The organism is Rhodococcus sp. 66b, from assembly GCF_002076325.1.
GTDB classification, from domain to species: domain Bacteria; phylum Actinomycetota; class Actinomycetes; order Mycobacteriales; family Mycobacteriaceae; genus Rhodococcus_F; species Rhodococcus_F erythropolis.
Genome location: NZ_MUZB01000013.1, coordinates 88519 through 108971, shown reverse-complemented (window position 1 = coordinate 108971; position 20453 = coordinate 88519). Strand labels below are relative to the sequence as shown.

Annotated in this window: 11 protein-coding genes; 4 read left to right on the top strand and 7 right to left on the bottom strand. The window is 61.8% G+C overall.

The annotated features are described in order from the left end of the window. The first annotated feature begins 38 nt into the window (after positions 1 to 38). The gene (locus tag B0E55_RS23540) at positions 39 to 335 is read left to right on the top strand and encodes a hypothetical protein (protein WP_020905903.1); all 297 of its coding nucleotides are present in this window, start codon (positions 39 to 41) and stop codon (positions 333 to 335) included. Further along, the gene (locus B0E55_RS23535) at positions 335 to 1846 is read left to right on the top strand and encodes an alpha/beta hydrolase (protein WP_080910566.1); all 1512 of its coding nucleotides are present in this window, start codon (positions 335 to 337) and stop codon (positions 1844 to 1846) included. Before B0E55_RS23540 ends, B0E55_RS23535 begins: the two co-directional genes overlap by 1 nt. 54 nt (positions 1847 to 1900) lie before the next feature. Here B0E55_RS23535 and B0E55_RS23530 read toward each other — a convergent pair whose 3' ends face one another. Next, on the bottom strand, positions 1901 to 2335 hold the full coding sequence (locus tag B0E55_RS23530; protein ID WP_019746544.1) for an SRPBCC family protein: 435 nt from the start codon (positions 2333 to 2335) through the stop codon (positions 1901 to 1903). A 338-nt stretch (positions 2336 to 2673) separates the two neighbouring features. On the opposite strand from B0E55_RS23530, the gene B0E55_RS23520 reads away from it, so the two are divergent. Both B0E55_RS23520 and B0E55_RS23515 read left to right on the top strand, forming a co-directional pair. Beyond that, positions 2674 to 4077 carry an FAD-binding oxidoreductase gene (locus B0E55_RS23520; RefSeq protein ID WP_080910565.1) on the top strand — a complete coding sequence of 468 codons (1404 nt, stop codon included), beginning with the start codon at positions 2674 to 2676 and terminating at the stop codon, positions 4075 to 4077. Further along, a complete protein-coding gene (locus B0E55_RS23515; protein ID WP_003943932.1) occupies positions 4074 to 5375 on the top strand; it encodes a class I SAM-dependent methyltransferase in 1302 nt (433 codons plus the stop codon). Before B0E55_RS23520 ends, B0E55_RS23515 begins: the two co-directional genes overlap by 4 nt. A 23-nt stretch (positions 5376 to 5398) precedes the next feature. On the opposite strand, the gene B0E55_RS23510 is transcribed toward B0E55_RS23515, so the two are convergent. The 6 genes from B0E55_RS23510 to B0E55_RS23485 form a co-directional block, all read right to left on the bottom strand. After that, positions 5399 to 6451 (bottom strand): hypothetical protein, encoded by a 1053-nt coding sequence (locus B0E55_RS23510; protein ID WP_080910564.1) that lies wholly within the window; start codon positions 6449 to 6451, stop codon positions 5399 to 5401. A 108-nt stretch (positions 6452 to 6559) separates the two neighbouring features. After that, the gene (locus tag B0E55_RS23505; protein ID WP_003943799.1) at positions 6560 to 8701 is read right to left on the bottom strand and encodes a 3-hydroxyacyl-CoA dehydrogenase NAD-binding domain-containing protein; all 2142 of its coding nucleotides are present in this window, start codon (positions 8699 to 8701) and stop codon (positions 6560 to 6562) included. Between the two features lie 45 nt (positions 8702 to 8746). Continuing rightward, positions 8747 to 9961: an acetyl-CoA C-acetyltransferase gene (locus B0E55_RS23500; RefSeq protein ID WP_080910563.1), complete on the bottom strand. Its 1215-nt coding sequence runs from the start codon at positions 9959 to 9961 to the stop codon at positions 8747 to 8749. A gap of 222 nt (positions 9962 to 10183) precedes the next feature. Then, entirely contained in the window at positions 10184 to 12061 is a 1878-nt protein-coding gene (locus B0E55_RS23495; protein WP_080910562.1) for a multicopper oxidase domain-containing protein, read from the bottom strand. A gap of 88 nt (positions 12062 to 12149) precedes the next feature. Beyond that, a complete protein-coding gene (locus B0E55_RS23490; RefSeq protein WP_080910561.1) occupies positions 12150 to 13736 on the bottom strand; it encodes a hypothetical protein in 1587 nt (528 codons plus the stop codon). Then, positions 13733 to 19843: a type I polyketide synthase gene (locus B0E55_RS23485; RefSeq protein WP_080910560.1), complete on the bottom strand. Its 6111-nt coding sequence runs from the start codon at positions 19841 to 19843 to the stop codon at positions 13733 to 13735. The genes B0E55_RS23490 and B0E55_RS23485 overlap by 4 nt, the downstream gene beginning before the upstream one ends. Positions 19844 to 20453 lie beyond the last annotated feature (610 nt).

The following is a 20453-nucleotide window of genomic DNA, read 5'->3' as shown; positions in this document are numbered from 1 at the left end:
CCGTCCCGCTAGCCAGCTCACCTGGATACGGTTCTGCCATGGGGCCGATACTTCAGGTAGATTTCGCTGCTCTGCAGCAACTTTCAGCTGATCTGTCTCGAATTGCGGATCAGATCTCGGGGATCGATTCCGCCGGCCCGATTTTCGAAGCCGCGGCGGCCCTGAACTCGTCCGCTGTCGCGGCTGTGTCGACTGGGAATGCCGGCGTCATCGCCGACGCGTACCGGTACCTGGCTACGCAATTGGGACTCATGGCGTCGGGAACTGCTGCCGCAGCACGTCTGTACGACGCTGCCGAGGGCGAAGTGGTGTCCGAACTGCGCGGAGCCTACTGATGCAGCCCACCGTCTCTCAGCTTCGAACGTGGTCACCGGAGAAATTGCGCACGAGCACTTCGGAACTGATCGACATCGACCGGCAGATCGAAGCTCTCGGCAATGACGCCGGAGGCAGCATCGACGCCGTCCGCGAATTCTGGCAGGGACAAGCGTCGAGCGCGGCGGCAGTGCAGTGGTCTGGCATCTCGCTTTCCTCGTCGCGGCTGTCGATTGCGGTTCGCGTTGTTGCGGATCTGTATGGCGGAGCGGCCAATACGATCGGGGCGGCGCGAAAATCAGTTCTGGACCTGGTCGAGGAGGCGACTCTCGAACACGGATTGACGGTGTCAGACAGTGGAGCTGTATCGGCGCCTGAGACGAAGCAGCCGTGGAATCTGGCCGACGTCATGCAAGATTCCGAAAACGCCACGGCTGCAGAGATTTTTCAGCAGAGGATCTCCACTGCATTGACGGCACTCGACGACGAAGACAACCGGGCCGCGACTGCTCTGGGTGAGGCATTCCGGGAGATCGGATCACTCCTTGGCAATCAGACTGATCGCCTCAACCGCACTGTCGTCGACATCATCGATGGGAGGTCGACACTCCCCGGGACACCAACGGAGTTACACCGACTGTGGGAATCGCTCACTCCCAACGAGAAAGACGCGTTGGCGAGGTGGGATCCGTCCATCGGTAGCCGCGACGGCCTTCCCGCTCTCGACCGGGACTACTACAACCGGCGGTACCTCTCTGCGCTCGAGCAGTTGCCGGATCGAACGGTAGCTGCCGGATACACGGCCGTGCGCGGCGAACTGCGACCGGACACGTTCCTTCTCTCGGTCACGGATGGGCACGCCGTCGTGGCATTCGGTAATCCCGATGCCGCCGACAACGTCGCAACACTGGTTCCCGGAACCGGCTCCGGGCTGTCGGGCGTCGGCGGAGATCTGCAACGAACCAAGGCCATGTACGACTCGGCGGTGAGGGCGGCGCCAACGGAAGCCACATCAGTGATCCTGTGGTCCGGATACGACGCTCCCCCAGGCATTCCCGATGCAGCCTCGGATCAGTACGCCAACTCCGCGGCACCGAGGCTGGACAGCTTCCAGGACGGGTTACGAACCTCGCATGACGGTCAGCCGTCGCACAACGTGGTGATCGGTCATTCCTACGGCAGCACCGTCGTCGGTGCTGCGACTACCCGTGGCGCTTCTCTCGACGTCGACGAACTGGTTTTTGTCGCAAGTCCTGGCGTCGATGTCGAGCGCGTGAACGAACTGAGCCTGGACGGCGTCGACTCGGACGAGGTGGCGCGCCATGTTCATTCGACGACGGCCTTCTGGGATCCGGTCCAATTGATCCCCAAGATCCTCGGAGTCCACGGGTTCGACCCGTCGGATCCGGAATTCGGCGCGCAGATGTTCGCCGGATCACCCGGGGAGCCTGGGTTCGGAGTTCACAGCGACTACTGGGAAAGCGGAAACCCCGCACTCACCGAATTGGGGCGGATCATTACCGGCCCATGAAAGAAGGCGCCGTACCGGTGAAGGTACGACGCCATCTCGGTGATGCAGGATCAGTTAGACGAGTTCGCGCTTGAGGTTGTCCAGGACCTGGGCCTGGATGCGCTGCAGACCCTTCGGGGCGAACGTGCGCTCGAAGAAACCGCCGATACCGGTGGCACCCTGCCACTGGGTGAGCGTCGTCACCGTCGTTCCGGTGCCGTTAGGGGCAACGGTCCAGGTGGTGACGAGACTGGAGTTCGCGTCCTTCTCGGTGATGACGTTGCCGTCGACCGTAACGGTGGCCTTGACGTTGCGCGAGCGCTTTTCCGTCGCCTTCAGCGTCCACTGCGCGACGGTGCCGTCACCCTGGCCGCCTTCGACGACCTTGTAGTCGAGGTACTGCTCGGACAGGATCCGCGGGCGAACCGTCTCGTAGTCCGCGAGCGCCGCGAGCACCTTGTCGGGTGCTGCTGTGACGACTATCGAACTCATTGCATTGACCTGACCCATATGCCCTACGTCTCCTTGCTCGACCAACGCGGCTCGATACCGCGAATGACTACCCGAATCCGCACCTCGAACTGCGCAGATATTCCTTTCCATACTGCCTGCTGCGCCCGGGTATCTCGACCATCTACCCATTCCGTGTGAGCTGGTTCACCACTCGGAGCATTTACCGAGTTCGATTGCAACAACTCGATCAAATTCAGGCATTAATACCCCTCCGGATAGCTTGCACACGCAACTACCGATAGCGTCAGGGTGTGACTCTCTCGTTCAATGGGGTAGTTCAGAAGTTAGATCGAATCCGGACAAAGCAAGGCCCGGGTTCCGATGCTGCGCGTGAAATGGGGTTCGAGCAGCACAGAGAAGGCGTCGAACGCCTACTCGCGTCATACCGCGCCATTCCCGCCGATGCTTCTGTACGCCTGGCAAAGAAGACATCCAATCTGTTCCGCGCTCGCGCCAAGACGTCGGCCCCCGGCCTCGACGTCAGCGGTCTGGCAGGTGTCATCGCCGTCGATGCGCAGGCGCACACAGCCGACGTCGCCGGCATGTGCACCTACGAAGACCTCGTCGACGCGACACTGCCCTACGGTCTGGCGCCACTGGTCGTACCTCAACTCAAGACCATCACCCTGGGCGGTGCGGTGACGGGCCTGGGCATCGAGTCCACCTCGTTCCGCAACGGCCTGCCACACGAGTCGGTGCTCGAAATCGACGTACTGACCGGGAGCGGCGAGATCATCACCGCTACGCCGGACGGCGAACATGCCGAACTGTTCTTCGGTTTCCCCAATTCCTACGGCACACTTGGCTATTCGACGCGATTGAAGATCGCACTCGAACCCGTCAAGAAGTACGTCGCCCTGCGACACGTGCGTTTCGATTCGTTGAAGAAGCTCGAAGAAACGATGGATCGCATCGTCACCGAGCGCGAGTACGACGGGATCGCCGTCGACTATCTCGACGGGGCGGTCTTCACCGATTCCGAGAGCTACCTCACACTCGGCGTACAAACCGACGAGGAAGGCCCGGTCAGCGATTACACCGACCAGGACATCTTCTACCGGTCGATCCAGCATCCGTCACTCACACAGCCCAAGACGGATCGCTTGACCATTCGGGACTACCTGTGGCGCTGGGACACCGACTGGTTCTGGTGCTCACGGGCTTTCGGTGCACAGAACCCGAAGATTCGACGCTTCTGGCCCAAGCAGTACCTGCGCAGCAGCTTCTACTGGAAGCTGATCGCCCTCGACCACAAGTACGACATCGGAGATCGCCTCGAAAAGCGCAAGGGCAAGCCCCCGCGCGAACGCGTCGTCCAGGACGTCGAGGTACCCATCGAACGAACCGCGGACTTCGTCTCGTGGTTCCTCGAGGAAATTCCGATCGAACCACTGTGGTTGTGCCCGTTGCGTCTTCGTGAGCCCAGCCCGGCCGCTGCCTCAGCTTCTCGGCCGTGGCCCCTCTACCCCCTCGAACCCAAGCGCACCTACGTCAACATCGGCTTCTGGTCTTCGGTGCCGATCGTTCCCGGCGAGCGCGAGGGGGCAGCAAATCGACTGATCGAAGAAAAGGTCAGCGATTTCGACGGACACAAATCGCTCTACTCCGACTCCTACTACTCGAAGGAAGACTTCGAGGAGCTGTACTACGGCGGCGACCGGTACATCGGACTCAAGGAACGCTACGACCCGAAATCCCGTTTATTGGATCTATTCTCTAAGGCGGTGCAACGTAAATGACCACGTTCAAAGACTCCAAAAGCCAGGACAAGCTCTCTATTGCCGAGATTCTCGAGACGCTTTCCGACGGCATGCTGCCGCTTCGATTCACCGCGTACGACGGCAGCACCGCCGGCCCCGAAGATGCCGACTACGGACTGCACCTCAAGTCGACTCGCGGAACCACTTATCTCGCAACGGCGCCCGGCGATCTCGGCATGGCCCGCGCGTACGTCTCCGGCGATCTCGAAGCCGAGGGTGTTCACCCAGGTGATCCGTACGAGATCCTGCGCATCATGGGTGACGAACTCCACCTCAAGCGCCCGTCGGCACTGACACTCGCCAGCATCACCCGCTCACTGGGCTGGGATCTGTTGCGGCCCATCGCCCCGCCGCCCCAGGAACACCTTCCTCGCTGGCGTCGCGTCGCAGAAGGACTGCGTCACTCCAAGACTCGTGACGCCGAAGTCATCCATCACCATTACGACGTCTCCAACACCTTCTACGAGTACGTCCTCGGCCCGTCCATGACGTACACCTGTGCCGCCTACGACAATGCGGAACAGACGCTCGAAGAAGCCCAGGAGAACAAGTACCGCCTGGTGTTCGAGAAGCTCGGACTCCAGAAGGGTGATCGACTTCTCGACATCGGTTGCGGCTGGGGCTCGATGGTTCGCTACGCGGCCCGACGCGGCGTCAAGGTGATCGGCGTGACTCTCTCACGCGAGCAAGCGGATTGGGCACAGAAGGCCATCGAGGACGAGGGCCTCGCCGATCTCGCCCAGGTCCGTTTCTCCGACTACCGCGACGTGGCCGAAACCGGATTCGACGCAGTGTCCTCCATCGGCCTGACCGAGCACATCGGCGTCGGAAACTACCCGGCGTACTTCGAGTTCCTCAAGGGCAAGCTGCGTGAAGGTGGGCGCCTGCTCAACCACTGCATCACCCGTCCGGACAACCGAAGCAGTGCCAAGGCAGGCGGATTCATCGACCGGTACGTCTTCCCCGACGGGGAGCTCACCGGTTCGGGTCGCATCATCTCCGAGATCCAGAACGTCGGTCTCGAGGTGCGCCACGAGGAGAACCTGCGCGAGCACTACGCACTGACGCTCGCCGGATGGTGCCAGAACCTCGTCGACAACTGGGACGCCTGCGTCGCCGAGGTCGGCGAGGGAACCGCCCGCGTCTGGGGCCTGTACATGGCCGGCTCACGACTCGGGTTCGAGCGCAACGTCGTTCAGCTGCACCAGGTTCTGGCCGTCAAGCTCGGCCCCAAGGGTGAGGCGCATGTGCCGCTTCGCCCGTGGTGGAAGGCCTAGGGAGCTCCGCTCCCTGTGAGTGGTTAAGGAGTCTCTGCACTCCTTAACCACTCACAGGCCCCGCAGGGGTTCTCCCCTCTTCTCTCCCAACCTCCCCGCCGCAAGACCGTCTCCACTTCATGTGCAACCTGGCACGGAGTCTTCATCACCTCGTCGAATCCGTAGACCAACCGCGGACGACCTGCCAGCTCTGCCGCGTTGTCACGACGGCGATCACGGAATGCCACCTCGGCCATGGAATGCGCCCACCGACCGTCGAGACGCACGATCAGCGGCACACCCACTTCGCTGTAATCACAATCCTCGTACAGTGTGCGACCGTCGACGCGAACCGGTGATTGGCGTCTGGCCGACGGCAACCCGTGTGCCTGCTCCACATCCACCGCATAGTGATATTCGAGAGTCGATTGCACCCCGTCTGCCAAAAGCTTCACCGCACTTTCGAGGGCCTTCCGGTACCTACGGGGTGAGCGCTCCTCCATGCGTCGGCGGATGTCCGTCAAGCGGATGCGGCCGTTGGTGACTGTGGTGATGAGGCTGACATAGGCCTCGCGCGGAGTCGGTTCTGCGACGGCCAGATCGAGTGCTGTATCAGCCTTGCCGGTGCGCGGCATCTGCGCGTCGACGCCGATGTGACGATGAGCCCTCGAACGGTGGACCACAACGCCGGGATGGAGGACAGTGCCGATCATGGGTGATGGATGTCGGTCGGCGCCGAGGCCACGAACGAAAGTGGCGGCTTGAGAGATCGCAGACTTCCCGTACGGAACGGTGATATGTACGGGTGCAGTGCCATCCGGCCGACACATCGACCATTCCTCAGCGGCGGTGCGATGGCTGAGCATCGACGACCCGCCGCCGTACAAGAGCGCGGCCTCGAGTACGGCATACCTGGTCAATGGGCCCGTGGTGACGGAGTAGACGCCGCGAAGAACAGTTTGCCAGCGTCCGACCTCAACTCGTTGTTTCACGCGAGAGCGAGGAAATCCGAGCGTGTGAAGTTGAGTGTGAGTGACCAGTCCGTGCTGAGCATCGACGACGGTCTGCAATGCATCGATTTCTGTATGTGAAGGCATACGACGAGCCTGCAAATACATACAGTCGGATTTCGCCGAGAAAACCAACCTGTGGATAAAGCTGTGCGCGGTTAGGAAGTGTTGAGACTCCCTAACCGCGCACGGGGGCTATGCCCCTAGCGAAGCCGGCGGGGTGAACCGCGGGCCGTACTGCGCAGCGAGTTCCTTTGCGCGAGCGACGAAGCCGGCCGTGCCGCCCTCGTATCCGACGATGAACTGGTGAACGCCACCGGTCCAGGCCGGGAATCCGATGCCCATGATGGAGCCGATGTTGGCGTCCGCCGTGGTGATCAGGACGTTCTCGTCGAAGCACTTCTGCGTCTCGATCGCCTCGATGAACAGCATGCGGTCGATGAGGTCCTGGATCGGGGCGTCGGAGGTTCCGGAGTTGAAGTTCTCGCGGAGTCCGGACCACAGGCCGGTGCGCTTGCCCTCGGCGTAATCGTAGAAGCCGGCTCCACCGAGCTTGCCCTTACGATCGAACTTCTCGACGAGGGTGTTGATGACCTCGCCGGCCGGATCTGCCGGCAGTTCCTTGCCCTCGGCCTTGGCGGCGTCGGCAGATTCCTTGCGGATCTTCTGCATGAGGGTGAGGTTGAGCTCATCCGAAAGCTGAAGCGGCGCAGCCGGGTAACCGGCCTGCATACCGGCCTGCTCGATGGTGGCAGGCTCGACACCCTCGGCGAGCATGCCGATGGCCTCGTTGATGAAGGTGCCGATGACACGTGAGGTGAAGAAGCCACGCGAGTCGTTGACCACGATCGGCGTCTTGCGGATCGCCTGGACGTAGTCGAACACGCGAGCCAGAGTCTCGTCGGAAGTCTTCTCACCGCGGATGATCTCCACCAGCGGCATCTTGTCGACGGGCGAGAAGAAGTGGATGCCGATGAAGTCTTCCTGACGCTTCACGCCGGTGGCGAGACCCGTGATGGGCAGCGTCGAGGTGTTCGAGCCCAGCAGCGCCTTGGGATCGACGATGTCCTCGATCTCCTGGAACACCTTGTGCTTGAGTTCCTGGCTCTCGAAGACCGCTTCGATGACGAAGTCGACGCCGGCGAAATCGGCCGGGTCGGCCGTCGGGGTGATCTTGGCGAGGAGTGCGTCGGACTTCTCCTGCGTGGTCTTGCCGCGCGAGAGTGCCTTGGCCTCAATGCCTTCGGCGTACGCCTTGCCCTTGTTGGCAGCCTCGATGCTGACGTCCTTGAGGACGACGTCGAAGCCGGCCTTCGCGGAGACGTACGCGATGCCCGCGCCCATCATGCCCGCGCCGAGGACGCCGACCTTCTTGATGGTGGACTTCTCGATGCCTGCCGGACGTGAACCGCCGCCGTTGATCGACTGCAGGTCGAAGAAGAACGCCTGAATCATGTTCTTCGCGACGCGGCCGGTCACCAGCGAGGTGAAGTAGCGAGCCTCGATGAGGAGCGCGTTGTCGATGTCGACCTGCGAGCCTTCGACGGCTGCGGCCATGATGGCGCGCGGAGCCGGCATCGGAGCACCCTTGAGCTGCTTACGCAGGTTCGCGGGGAACGCCGGAAGGTTGGCAGCGAATGCCGGGGTGGACGGGGTTCCGCCAGGGATCTTGTAGCCCTTGACATCCCACGGCTGAACGCCGCCTTCGGGGTTGGCCTTGATCCATGCCTTCGCAGCCGGAACCAGTTCTTCTACCGAGCCGACGACCTCGTCGATGAGGCCGACTTCCTTGGCCTGAACTGGTCCACGCTGCTGCCCCTGGAGCAGGACGCCCATGAGCGCGTTCTGCAGACCGAGCATCCGCACGGTGCGCACGACGCCGCCGCCGCCGGGCAGCAGGCCGAGGGTGACCTCGGGCAGGCCGATCTTGACGCCCTTGACGTCTGCCGCGATGCGGTGGTGGGTCGCGAGAGCGATCTCGAGGCCGCCGCCGAGCGCCGCGCCGTTGATGGCGGCGACTACCGGCTTGCCGAGAGTTTCGAGGCGACGCAGGTCTGCCTTGATCTCGACGCTGTGGTTGTAGATCTCCTCGGCCTGCTCGGGGCCGACCTTGATCATGTTCTTGAGGTCGCCACCGGCGAAGAAGGTCTTCTTGCCTGAGGTGATGACGGCACCGGTGATGGAGTCCTTCTCGGCGACCAGACGGTCGACGGTGGCCTTCATCGACGCGATGTACGCGTCGTTCATGGTGTTTGCGCCCTGGTTGGGATCGTTGATGGTGAGCACGACGATGCCGTCGGCGTCCTGGTCCCAGTTGATGATGTTCTGATCAGTCACTTTGCTTGACTCCTGGTAAGCCTCGTTGGAAGGACGGACGCCGCGTCAGACGCGCTCGATGATGGTGGCAACGCCCATACCGCCGCCGATGCACAGGGTGATGAGGGCGCGCTTGCCGCCACGACGCTCGAGCTCGTCGACCATCGTTCCGGTGATCATCGCGCCGGTTGCACCGAGCGGGTGACCCATTGCGATCGCGCCACCGTTGACGTTGAGCTTCTCGTCCGGGATGTTCAGGTCCTTCTGGAACTTCAGGACGACGGAAGCGAATGCCTCGTTGATCTCGAAGAGGTCGATGTCGTCGACCGTCAGGCCGGCAGCTGCCAGAACCTTCTTCGACGCCGGCGTCGGGCCGGTGAGCATGATGGTGGAGTCGGCGCCGCTGGTGGCGGTGGCGACGACGCGAGCGCGCGGCGTCAGACCCATGTCCTTGCCGGCCTGCTCGCTACCGACGAGCACGAGGGCAGCGCCGTCGACGATTCCCGAGCTGTTGCCGCCGTGGTGAACGTGGTTGATCTTCTCGACCCAGTGGTACTTCTGCAGCGATACGGCGTCGAATCCGCCGATTTCACCGATCACACCGAACGCGGAAGCCAGGCCGGCAAGGTTCTCGGCCGTGGTGCCCGGACGCATGTGCTCGTCGTTGTCGAGGATGGTGATGCCGTTGATGTCCTTGACCGGCACTACCGACTTGGCGAAGTATCCGCCGGTCCACGCCTTGGCGGCGAGGTCCTGCGAGCGCACGGCGTATGCATCGACGTCGTCACGCGAGTAGCCCTCGATGGTGGCGATGAGGTCTGCGCCGACGCCCTGCGGCACGAAGTAGTTGTCGTAGTTGGTGGCGGGGTCGAGCGCCCACGGTCCACCGTCGGATCCCATCGGAACGCGGGACATCGACTCGACGCCACCGGCGATCACCAGTTCGTCCCAGCCGGACCGAACCTTCTGAGCTGCCATGTTGACGGCTTCGAGGCCGGAAGCGCAGAAACGGTTGAGCTGAACGCCGCCGACGGTGTCCGGCAGTCCCGCATCGTTGACTGCAACGCGGGCGATGTCCATTCCCTGATCGCCAACGGGGGTGACGACGCCCAGGATGAGGTCGGAGATCCGATCCTCGTCGAGGTCGGGAAAGCGCACGCGCAGTTCCTGGATCAGACCCGTGACCAGCGAGATCGGCTTGACCGAGTGCAACGACCCGGTCTTCTTGCCGCGGCCTCGCGGGGTACGGATGGCTTCATAAATGAATGCCTCTGTGGTCACTGTGAGGTGTTCCTTCCGTGTAATTCGTCGAACCGGTCTGCAGATCGTCCGCGCCGCCTTCGGTGGTGGCGCATGGCCGAGGTACAGACCTCAGCCCTTTCACTGTAGAACGTGTTCCAAATTCATGGGAAGGACCGAAGCGATCCTGCTAGGTGACCGAGGTGATCCGACGCGCGAACGCCTGCCCGCTTCGGTTCATTTCGAGAGCGCCCCCGGAAGCACTCACGGCACGATGCGATACGGCAACATCATGTCGTGATCTTCGTGATCGAGTAGATGGCAATGCCACACGTATCCCTGGAGCCGACCGGTGTTACTCGCGTCGTGGTTGCTCATGCCGTGATGCCCGTTTCCCTGATGCGCCTGATCACCGCCCGTCATCACAGCGCTCGTCATCACAGCGCTCGTCATCACAGCGCTCGTCATCACAGCGCTCGGAAGACGATCGAACATCGCGTCGGGATCGAAACCCAGCTCATCCTCGGTGGGGAATCGCACGATGATCCGGGTGACAGTGCCGCCGTCCACCCTGACGGTGTCCTTCATCCCCGCTTCCCACGGCGCCGGCGCGATCATCGGCCCCGCCTCGAACCCGTCGGGCGACGGAGTCCACTTGTTGCCGATCACCGGCTGCGGATGGCGGATCAAGTACTCCAGCGTCCGCATCGGTGTCCTGCCGAGAATCCGGAAATTCACCAGGTGCAGGTGTATCGGATGCGGGTCCGGCGTGGTGTTGACGATGTTCCACTGCTCGACGGTGCCTTGCCGCGGCCTCTCGACGTCCGTGGTGCTGAACGTCAGGTTGTTCAGCGTCATCTGAGCCGGTGGATTCCGCAGTTCCAGTTGCTGGCTCACTGTCACCGTGCGAATTACCGTCGGCTGCTCCAACGGGGCGAGAACGTCACGTTGTCGGCGCCCACCGCGCAGTTGCGACGGAACACCACCGGTGAATCCGCGCCTGGAGTCGCCGCGGAACCGGCAGAACAGCGGCATCGTCACTTCACCGATGACAGCAGCGGGCAGCGGGGGCGCCTCGTCGTTGCGGAGCTCCACCGTCGAACCCTCCGACAGTCCGGTGAAATCGACGAGGAGGTCGTACCGCTCCCCCGGTGCGCAGCGGAAGGCATTGACCGCGACGGGTGCGTCGAGCATTCCGGCGTCGTTGCCGATGACCCAGAACGTCATCATGTTCGAGAAGTGAAGATTCCACACACTTGCCGACGACGCATTGACGATGCGGAAGCGGTAAAGGCCCCGAGCCACAGACAGTTCCGGCCACACCTTGCCGTTGACCAAGCCAACGTCGCCCACCGCGCCGCCTTCCCACGATCCTTCCGGGATCAAGATGGTGGATCGGCCGTTCTGGGCGCCTGTCGGCGTGAAGATCTTCTCCTGCAGGATCAACGGGATCTCGAATTCCTCGGCCGGCAACCCCAACGGATTTCCCAGTTTGCCGGTGTCGAATTCATCCCTGATCAGATAGTTGCCGATCAGACCGGCGTAGACGTTGAGCCGGGTGATGCCCATCGCGTGATCGTGATACCAGAGGTGGGCGGCTTCCTGACCGTGCGAAAAGTGATGCATCGCAGCCTGTCCCGGCATCACCAGCAGTTCCGGGTGGCCGTCGCTCTCAGGTGAAGTGACTCCACCGTGCAAGTGCAACGACGTCGGCGGTTTCGCACGAAAGTCGGCCTGCATTCCGTGCAGCGTCATATCCATGTCCGCTGCCAACGGATGTCCGGTCAGATCGTTCTCGAACGTCAACATGATCGGCTCGCCGGAATGCGCCTCGACGGTCGGGCCCAGATAGCCGCCACCGATCTCTCCGCTGCGGTACGACAGTGCCGGGGACGATGGAAAGTCCCGATGAAAGGCATGTTGCCCCACTTGCGCTGTCAGCGTGATCTCGTTTCCGGAAAGCGTCGACAACGAGGGTAGTTCGTCACAAAACGGCTCGAACTCCGGCGAATGAAAAATCAACGGCGACTCGATGTCCGCGCTCCCGGTTGGAACAGCACTTGCCTTTGTACCCAATGCAACCGCCACCGTGCCGACTGCCGACCCCTTCAGAACCGACCTTCTCGAAACCCCGATACCCATACATACCCCTCCCCATCGAAACGGGTTGCGTTCTCCGGCAAGGAAAACGCAACCCGTCTCTCCACTTCGATCTCGGAAAATCCCCCGTCTACTTTCCGTCGATCGCCTCCAGCACCGAATCGATCAGTGACTGCGGAAGTTTCGACGGCGGAGAGATTTCCAGTTCTCCCGGAGCGCCCGGCATCGTCCAGACAGTTCTGTGCCGAGCGATCGCGAGCTTCTCCCGTGATCCGTCCTGATTGACCTTGAAGTACTCGAACTCGAGGTCGATCCCCCTCTCGTAGAGGGCAGCCAAGGACATCGTGACCAGGACGTCGTCGAACGGCATGACCTCGCGCAGATGCTCAACCCTGGTGTGCACACAACGCAGTTCCCCGAGAGCGCCTCTGGCCGCCATGGCCTCACGCTGAGAACGGGCGAGGAACTTGTCCCGAACCCTCGACTGCCAGATGTAATAGTTGCCGAAGTAGATGTTGCCCACGACGTTTCCGTCCTGCATCGTCGTCGAGAACACCTCGGATTCGAGCAGGTACGGATTGCGCGGCACCATCGGAGCCGAGCGGATCAAGGAACCACGATCGACGTCCTTCGGTTGTGTGGGGACAGCGATGTTCTTCGCCCCCGTCGGAATCGTCATCGGCTCGATGAAATCGTGGAAGTACTGCGGCATCGGCCGTGCCGCCACCACACCGTGGGAGAGGATTTCCACCCACGTCGTCTGCATCGCACTCCACCCGATGTGAGTGCGCGTCTCGCCGTCGACCCGGCACCATTCGACATGCAGATTGGTGGTTGCCCGATCCGGACCGGTGAGCTCGGTGATCCAGATCGTCCCCTCGACAATGTCGTCGGTGTACAGGTTCGCATCGATGAACACCTCGGAGTTGTTGGTCACCATGCCCCAACGACCCGTCGCCATGTCCTCCACGATCTGCTTCGAGATCGGTCCGGTTCCCCTCTCTCGCAAAGCGCCCAACCACAGCGCGAAGCTCGCGAACCCCACTGATCCACCGACGTTGCACGCGTCCCGGAACCCGACGGGGAACCGGATCGACACCGCCGGATAGCCGCTTCGGGCCACCACATGCACGTCGGAGCCGTAGGCCATCGGGTCGAACTGCGCGAGAGACTTCGCCGACAACGGGCCGGTGTCGAACTGTGGTGCCGGGTCCTGCGCCGACTCTTCGGCATCCTCCTCGTCCGAAACACGCTCTTCGGCATCCGCCTCATCGGTCACAAAAGCGAGAATCCGCTCCTCGTTGTCTGTCAACAGAGCCGGAAAGGTCAGAACCACCACGCTTCCCTCTGCGCCGCCGCGGAAGGTCACTGCGTCGTCCTCCCTGGCGCCCATCGCCAGAGAAACCGACATCTGCCCCGTGGCCTTTCGGATCGCCTCGGCCGCCGCCCACAGCCTGGTGCCCGCACGATCGAGTGATTCGCCGCCTGCGATCAACTCGTCGAGCAGCGGAATCCGCGCCGAACCCAGAAGCGCCTTCCACTGAACGACGGTTCGGGAGCGAATCGGTTCGATGTCACACCCCTGAGGCCAGTCGCCGGCCGAACTGAGTGACTTGCTGCCGTCGTGCGAGAGCGAGACATCCACAGAGGGTGGAATATCACCGACAACGACGGGCTTTCCGGTTTCCTGCCATTCGATGGCAAAGGCATTACTCATTTGATCACCACATCCTCATCGAGATGAATGTTCACGGCCGCCTCGGCGATCGGTTTCTCCTGCTCGTGGCGTTCCGACTTGGTCAACTCGTGAATCCCCGGGGTGTGCGCGACCACAACCCGCGGGCTCTTCACTCCCAACGCCCGGCTGTGTTGCGCGAGCTTGTCGAGAATGATCTGTGCGTCGCGCGCAGTCGGATCCGCGATTTCCTCAGCCGTAGGACGGCTTTCGTCGTGGGAGAGAATCTGGGAGCGATATCCCTCGAGCTGCATCACCACTCGTCCGTCCTTCACCACCGCCACGTCGGCTTGCATGTGGGTCTCTGTCTGCACCTTGTCGTAGGCGTACGCGGTGAACGAACGAGCCTCGAATCGTCCGTCGTACATGTCGATTCGCGCAATGTTGACCGGAAGGCAGATCTCCCGCGGAACCATGATCTGGCCCGATTGGAGCAGGGAATCGAGGAAATACGGATCACCGAGGAGGTGCTGCTTACGGTCGGCTCGCGAAATAGCACTGAAGAGAATGTGCTCGGAATCGAGGCTCGAGATCTCTTCGAGTCGGCGGAAATCGCCCTCCTGGAACAGCAACCACGAGTAGAGGTCGTCCAACGGATCGATGTCGAGCACCGGTCGCGGCAACTCCTTCTCGAACTCCGGCAGTGATTCGTCCAGCCCGAAGATGAAGTCGGCCGAGAAATGGGGCCGCCCGTACCCGGTCCGTTCGGTGCCGATCGTGACATGCACCCGCGTTCCTGCGGCATCACGATCCTGCTCCACGACGCTTGCCTTGATCTCGACTCTGGTGCCCTCGACGGTGTCGACGACGATCGGTCGATCCAGTTTGATGTCGTCGATGCGGACGCGACCCAGGGTCACGCGTCCGGTGACATACGCCGCCGCCTGCGACATCGCCTCGAGCCCGAACACCGTCGGAAGCAGCGCCGATCCCTTCCAGACATGATCGAGGACAAAGGGATCCGCCGAGGTGGACAACGTCGTCCGGGTCACCAGTTCTACCTGCGGCTCGAATGTCACCACTTGGTCGATGTAGCGCGACACCGCCGGCAGAGCCGGTGCTGCCGGCGCCCAGGTGTCGAGACCGCCGAGTCGACTGGTCACGACGATACGACTCGCCTCGGGTCCGCTGTCGACCAGGCGAAGGAAATGATCCACTCCCGCAGCCGTCGAAATCGGCATGACACCCATCTTCGCGAGGTGGTTGACACTGCCCATGCGGGCGCCCATCCCGGTCTCTCCCCACACGCTGTACGCGAGCGAGAACGTCCGAGTCTTCGGGTGCCCGGCGGCATACCGCACCACCATTTCGTCGAGAAGCTCGTTTCCGTATGCATACCAACTGTTTCCGGGCATACCCGTGAATCCGATGATGGAAGAGAAGCCCACGAACAGCTTCAAGTCACGATCAGCGAGCGCTTCGACGAAGTTGGCTGCGCCCAGGACCTTAGGTGCAACCTCCTTGAAAGCCGCAGCGCTGTCGACTCTCTCGAACCGCCGCGGAACATTTGCCCCCGCACCGTGGACAAACCCGGTGATCGGCCCCACCTCGACCTCGATCTGGGCGACGACGCCGGTCACCGCCGCGGCATCCGTGACGTTGCAGCGATAGTAGTGAGCGCTCAAACCGGCAGACGTGAAGTCCGCAAGAGTGGAGGCGATTTCGTCGCCCGCTTGTCGCTGAGAGCTTCCGATCAGCACCAGTTCGGCGCCGGTCTTTCGGCCGAGGGCCAGAGCACATTGGGCCATGATGCCTTTCGCGCCACCGGTCACGACCACGACATCCGAACTTCCCAATCCGCTTTCGCGGACGGTGTAGTCGTTGGAGGCGAGAACTCGCGGTTGCAGTGCCGTGCGTCCCATCTCGGCGTCGTAAGTCGCGAACACATAGGGTGCAACCGAATCCAACTCGGAGACGACAGTGGCTGCCACCTCCGCGTCCGCAGTCGAGCCGTCGAATCCTATGACGCGCACATCCAGTTCGGGACGCTCGTGATGCACCGAAGCGGTGAAAGCCGCCACACTCGGCACCGGCGCTGGATTGCTCAACTCGACATCGGTGAACTGAACCACTGCCAATGTGGTTCGCGCGCCTCCACTTTGCTGCGCCGGAACTATCTTGTACATGTGTTCGATCCCACGGCGCAAGCCGCTTTCGGTGACGGAATCATCGGTCACGCGCGGCATGACGGCAACCACGTGGTGTGCATTCGCAGTAGTGCTGTCGGAGAATGTGCGAATGTCGACCTGAGCACCACGACCTCGAAGTTCGGATTCCAACCTTCCGACCAAACCGGCGTCGTCACCGATGACGACAAACGTCGTGTCCGTGAGGTCTCGGACTCCGTGCAACGCTGTCTCGCTCCGAACCTTTTCCAGGGTGTAATCGCGAACCCAGGTGAAACTGTCGGCTGATATACCCTTTGCCTTCGCCGGCAGCGCCCGAGCAGCCGGCTGCTGCTGCCCCGACTTCTCCTTCGCGGACCGATCGAGCACTTCGATCAGTTCACCCAGGCTGACGTTGACGAGTTCGGCCGGATCCAGGTCACCCTGAACACCCAATCGTGTTGCCACCGTCGCGATTGCATCGGCGGCCTTGATCGAGTCCATGTTCAGGTCGTCCAGAAGGTGGAGGTCGACGTCGAGAGACTCCACCGGAAATCCGGTGTCCTCCGCGATTACCTCGAGCAGTATTCGCGACACGTCCGACTGCGCAGAACTCGCTGCTGGAACGTCAGAACCGGGATGCGGTGATGCCGCAAGGATCAGCGATGCTGCTTCTCCGATGGTGGCGTTGGCCAACTCGGCAGGGTCGAGGTCGACAACCTCGAACTGATGTGCAACCTTCGAAATAGCCTCTGCCGCACTGATCGAGTCGAGATTCAGATCATCGAGCAGACGCAGATCCGTCGTGATCGACTCGGCGGGGAATCCCGTCGTATCGGCGAGGATCCTGATCAGCTCACTTTCCACGGACCCGGCGCCCGCAACAGCCGGCTCTTCGACTACCGGAGCCGAAACCGGCGAAGGAGCTTTCGCTGCTACAGATTCGTGGCCGTTGGTGACTGCCCGCGAAGTCGGAGCAGATGGAGAAGACGGAGAAGTCGCTCCACTGCCTACATCCGCGCGAATGACGTCGACGAGGAAGGTCCCGCGTCGGCTCAGGTAATCGGCCAGCGCCGCAGCCGGATCCCCGCCGGACGTACCAAGTGCGAGCGGTTCGGGAGCAGAGGCAACCGTCAGTTTCGCCTCGGCCAGGTTCTCGATGAACACCTTCTGATCGGCAGGAACGAATTCGCGCACGAACCGGCCGTCGAAAAGTTCGTTCCAGCGGACCTGAGCGCCGTGTACGTACATCGCGGCCAGTGCGACGTTGAAGTCCTCGTCGCGTCCGGACTTGGACGCAACGGGGAAGCAGCGCACGCCGTCGGTCCCATTGATCGCCTTGGTGAGCCCGGTCAGCACACGGCCGGGTCCGACCTCGACGAGCAGGTCCACTTCCTGCGAGATCCCACTTACCGTCTTGACCCAGTCAACCGGTGAGACAACCTGTTTGGTGACCAGTTCGCGAAGTGCCAGTGGCGTCTGTACGCGTTCCCCTTCGACGCAGGAATACACGGGGCAAGTCAACGAATCGACTTGCTCGTCAACGGGCGCAGTGGACTTCAGCTCCCGTTCGGCCTCGTTCATCATCTCGGAGTGGAAAGCATTCGACACGGCAAGCGCCTGAGCCGACACTCCGCGGGTCTTCGCGATGGCAACCACATCGTCGACCGCGTCTTTGGTACCCGAAACCACACTCTGCGTAGGCGTATTCAGATTCGCGACGGTCGCGTAACCCTTTGCCTCCGCGATGATCGCCTCAGCCGTCGATCGGTCGCAGGTCAGGCTCGCCATTGCGCCGTTTCCACCACCACTGACAGCCATGGCCGCACCCTTCGCCGCAGCCAAGGTGATCAGCGTCTTCTGGTCGTAAGCTCCGGCCGCGTAGAGCGCAGTCAACTCCCCGAGACTGTGGCCGGCGACAGCACTGGGTGTGACACCCAATCGGCGGAGGTACTCGAACCAGAGCAGCGACGCCAAGGCGACGGCGGGCTGGGTGAACTGTGTCTGGGCGAGGTCCCGCTTCCACTTCGCCAATTCCGCAGCGTCTGCGCTCTTGACCGGGTTCCGCAGAATCCGCGGCGTGATCGCCTCCGCTCCAACTCCCTCCAACCAGCCGTCCGCATTGGTCGCCAGTTCGCGCGCCCACTCGAAGCGCTCGATCAGCACGCGAGCCATCTCGAGTTGTTGGGATCCCTGTCCAGGGAACAGGAATCCGATGTCGTGGCGGACGCTGTTCGAAATCGAGATCTCGTTGCTCACCACCTTGACCTGGCCGGAAGCTGGAGCGGAGTTCTCGCAGATCACGGCAAGCTGACGCATGCGTTCGGCCAACTGCGCGGGACGTCCGGCCACCACTGCGGCACGGAAGGGCGCGGTCGGCGAGATCACTCGCGAGAGTTTCGCCGAAAAGTCCAGCAGCTCCGCAACACTCAACGGAACCGCCAGATCTGCAACATCCCGCGCTCGGGTCGCCAAGTCCACCGCGGAATCTGCAGAGAGTACAAATACCTCGGTGTCCTGATACGACGCCATCATCGTGCGGACGTCTTGCGAGGGTGTCAGCTTGCTGGACGGTGCATCAGCCGATTCGATCGCGACGTGGCAGTTGATACCGCCGAAACCCATGGCTTGCGCACCGGCACGCATCTTCTCCGACGGATCTCTGATCTCGCCGTTGACAAGCGGAAAGAGTGCCGGTGCTTCGGTTCCGAACGCCGGGTTCGGGTCGGTGCAACCGGCGAGCGGCGGAAGGATTCGTTGATTGACGGCCATGGTCGCCTTGATCAGCGCAAGGATGCCCGAAGCCGCCTTCGTGTGCCCGATCAGCGACTTCAGTGAGGTCATGCCGATGCTACGAGCCTCGACTGGTCCGTCCGTCTGCGCGGCCTGCTGGACTCCGGCCAATTCGACAGGGTCCCCGACGGGAGTACCAGTTCCGTGTCCTTCGACAAAGGCAACCTCGCTGGCCGCGAATCCCGCTCCCGAGTATGCGCGACGGATCATTTCGGCCTGAGTTTCGGCGCGGGGCTTGGTAATTCCCCCCTTGCCATCGGTAGAGATGCCCCAGCCGCGAATCGTCGCGTACACGTAGTCGCCGTCCGCCCTGGCGTCCTCGAGTCGTTTCAAGGCCACGAATCCGCAACCTTCACCCGGGATGAATCCGCTTCGGCTTGCGTCGTACACGTTCATGTCGCCGCGTGTCAGTGCACCCAAACGGGCGAATCCCACCAGTTCCAAAGGATCCAGGCTGACGTCGACTCCACCTGCCAATACGAAGTCGGCCGCGCCGGACGCCAGCTTTTCGGCTGCAGTCGCCACCGCGAGCATTCCGGACGCGCACGCACCGTCCACGACGTACCCGCCGCCGTTGAAGTCGAGGTAATTGCAGATACGGCCGGCGATCGTATTCGACAACATGCCGGCCAGAGTGTCTTCACTCGGCTCCACCAACGGGCCTTTGTAGACCTCTTCCATCGTCTCGGCGAGAGCATCGGCGACGGAACTGTCCAACTGGCGCGCTTCGGCTGCCACAGCGAGTGCGCGCTTGACGTAAGGCCAACGCAAACGCATCGACCACATCCGGGATTCTTCACCGGTGAGGGAGTTGCCGACGATTGCGGCGCTGCGTCCAGTTGGCACCGATCCTCGGCTGTAGCCCGCGTCCGTCAAAGCCCCGAGTGCTGTTTCCAGCGCCAACCAGTGTGTGAGATCTGTCGACTTGAAGGTTCGCTCCGGTATCCGGCGACCGACCCAGTCGAATTCGAAACCGTCCATGAACGCGCCGCGGTCGGCGTATGTCTTGTCGACGTCGTCAGGGCTCGCGCTCCAGTAGTCGTCGAGCGACATCCGCGACTCGGGGAACTTTCGGAATTGCATCCGTCGCGCGAGGACGTTCTCCCAAAATCCTTGCAGATCATGGGCACCGGGAGACCACATGCTCATCCCGACTATCGCGATCGCGGGATTAGTTGAATCTTCAGTCATCTTACACTTCCTATTTTCGCGCGCATCCACGGGAGACTCAATCGACCGAAGACTAACCACGCGTTCAGCCGTGTGTAAAACGCAGATTCACCTCAAGGCATAAACAAATAACAAAGGTCGTTCAGCTCCGTGAACATGTGTCAGCAATTTGATAGCAATCGAGAGTTAGCTGTAACTCAGAGTTACTTATTTGCTTCGTCGCCGGTCAAGCAGTGGTTTGAACATCCGTACCGGATGCCGGTTTCACGGCCACCTTTTTCTCGAGATCGGCAAATGCTCAGTTGAGTGCGCACCGAAATGCCGCAATGCCGAATATGTGGCCAATTCGCCGAATGTCCCAAATTGGTCGATCACCGCAAAACAAACATCCGACAACTATCAATCTGAACATTCGTGACACACTGAGAATTAGCAACAGCACGCGAATGTCGATCAGGCAACAAGAAATTCCAGATATTCTTCGGCGACCATCGTCCGAATCGATGTTTCGTTACACCGGAATTGGGCGAACGAATGTGCCAGCAAACCGGCCACACACAATTCAGCTTTGCCGGGCCGAGTCGGTGCCCTTTCGACACGTGCGCACACAAAAGGAACGGCACTTATAACA

What these genes read in the sequence shown, in the direction of transcription:
- B0E55_RS23540 (WP_020905903.1), top strand. Translation starts at nt 39, where the DNA reads ATGGGGCCGATACTTCAGGTAGATTTCGCTGCTCTGCAGCAACTTTCA.
- B0E55_RS23535 (WP_080910566.1), top strand. Translation starts at nt 335, where the DNA reads ATGCAGCCCACCGTCTCTCAGCTTCGAACGTGGTCACCGGAGAAATTG.
- B0E55_RS23530 (WP_019746544.1), bottom strand. Translation starts at nt 2,335, where the DNA reads ATGGGTCAGGTCAATGCAATGAGTTCGATAGTCGTCACAGCAGCACCC.
- B0E55_RS23520 (WP_080910565.1), top strand. Translation starts at nt 2,674, where the DNA reads ATGGGGTTCGAGCAGCACAGAGAAGGCGTCGAACGCCTACTCGCGTCA.
- B0E55_RS23515 (WP_003943932.1), top strand. Translation starts at nt 4,074, where the DNA reads ATGACCACGTTCAAAGACTCCAAAAGCCAGGACAAGCTCTCTATTGCC.
- B0E55_RS23510 (WP_080910564.1), bottom strand. Translation starts at nt 6,451, where the DNA reads ATGCCTTCACATACAGAAATCGATGCATTGCAGACCGTCGTCGATGCT.
- B0E55_RS23495 (WP_080910562.1), bottom strand. Translation starts at nt 12,061, where the DNA reads ATGGGTATCGGGGTTTCGAGAAGGTCGGTTCTGAAGGGGTCGGCAGTC.
- B0E55_RS23490 (WP_080910561.1), bottom strand. Translation starts at nt 13,736, where the DNA reads ATGAGTAATGCCTTTGCCATCGAATGGCAGGAAACCGGAAAGCCCGTC.
- B0E55_RS23485 (WP_080910560.1), bottom strand. Translation starts at nt 19,843, where the DNA reads ATGACTGAAGATTCAACTAATCCCGCGATCGCGATAGTCGGGATGAGC.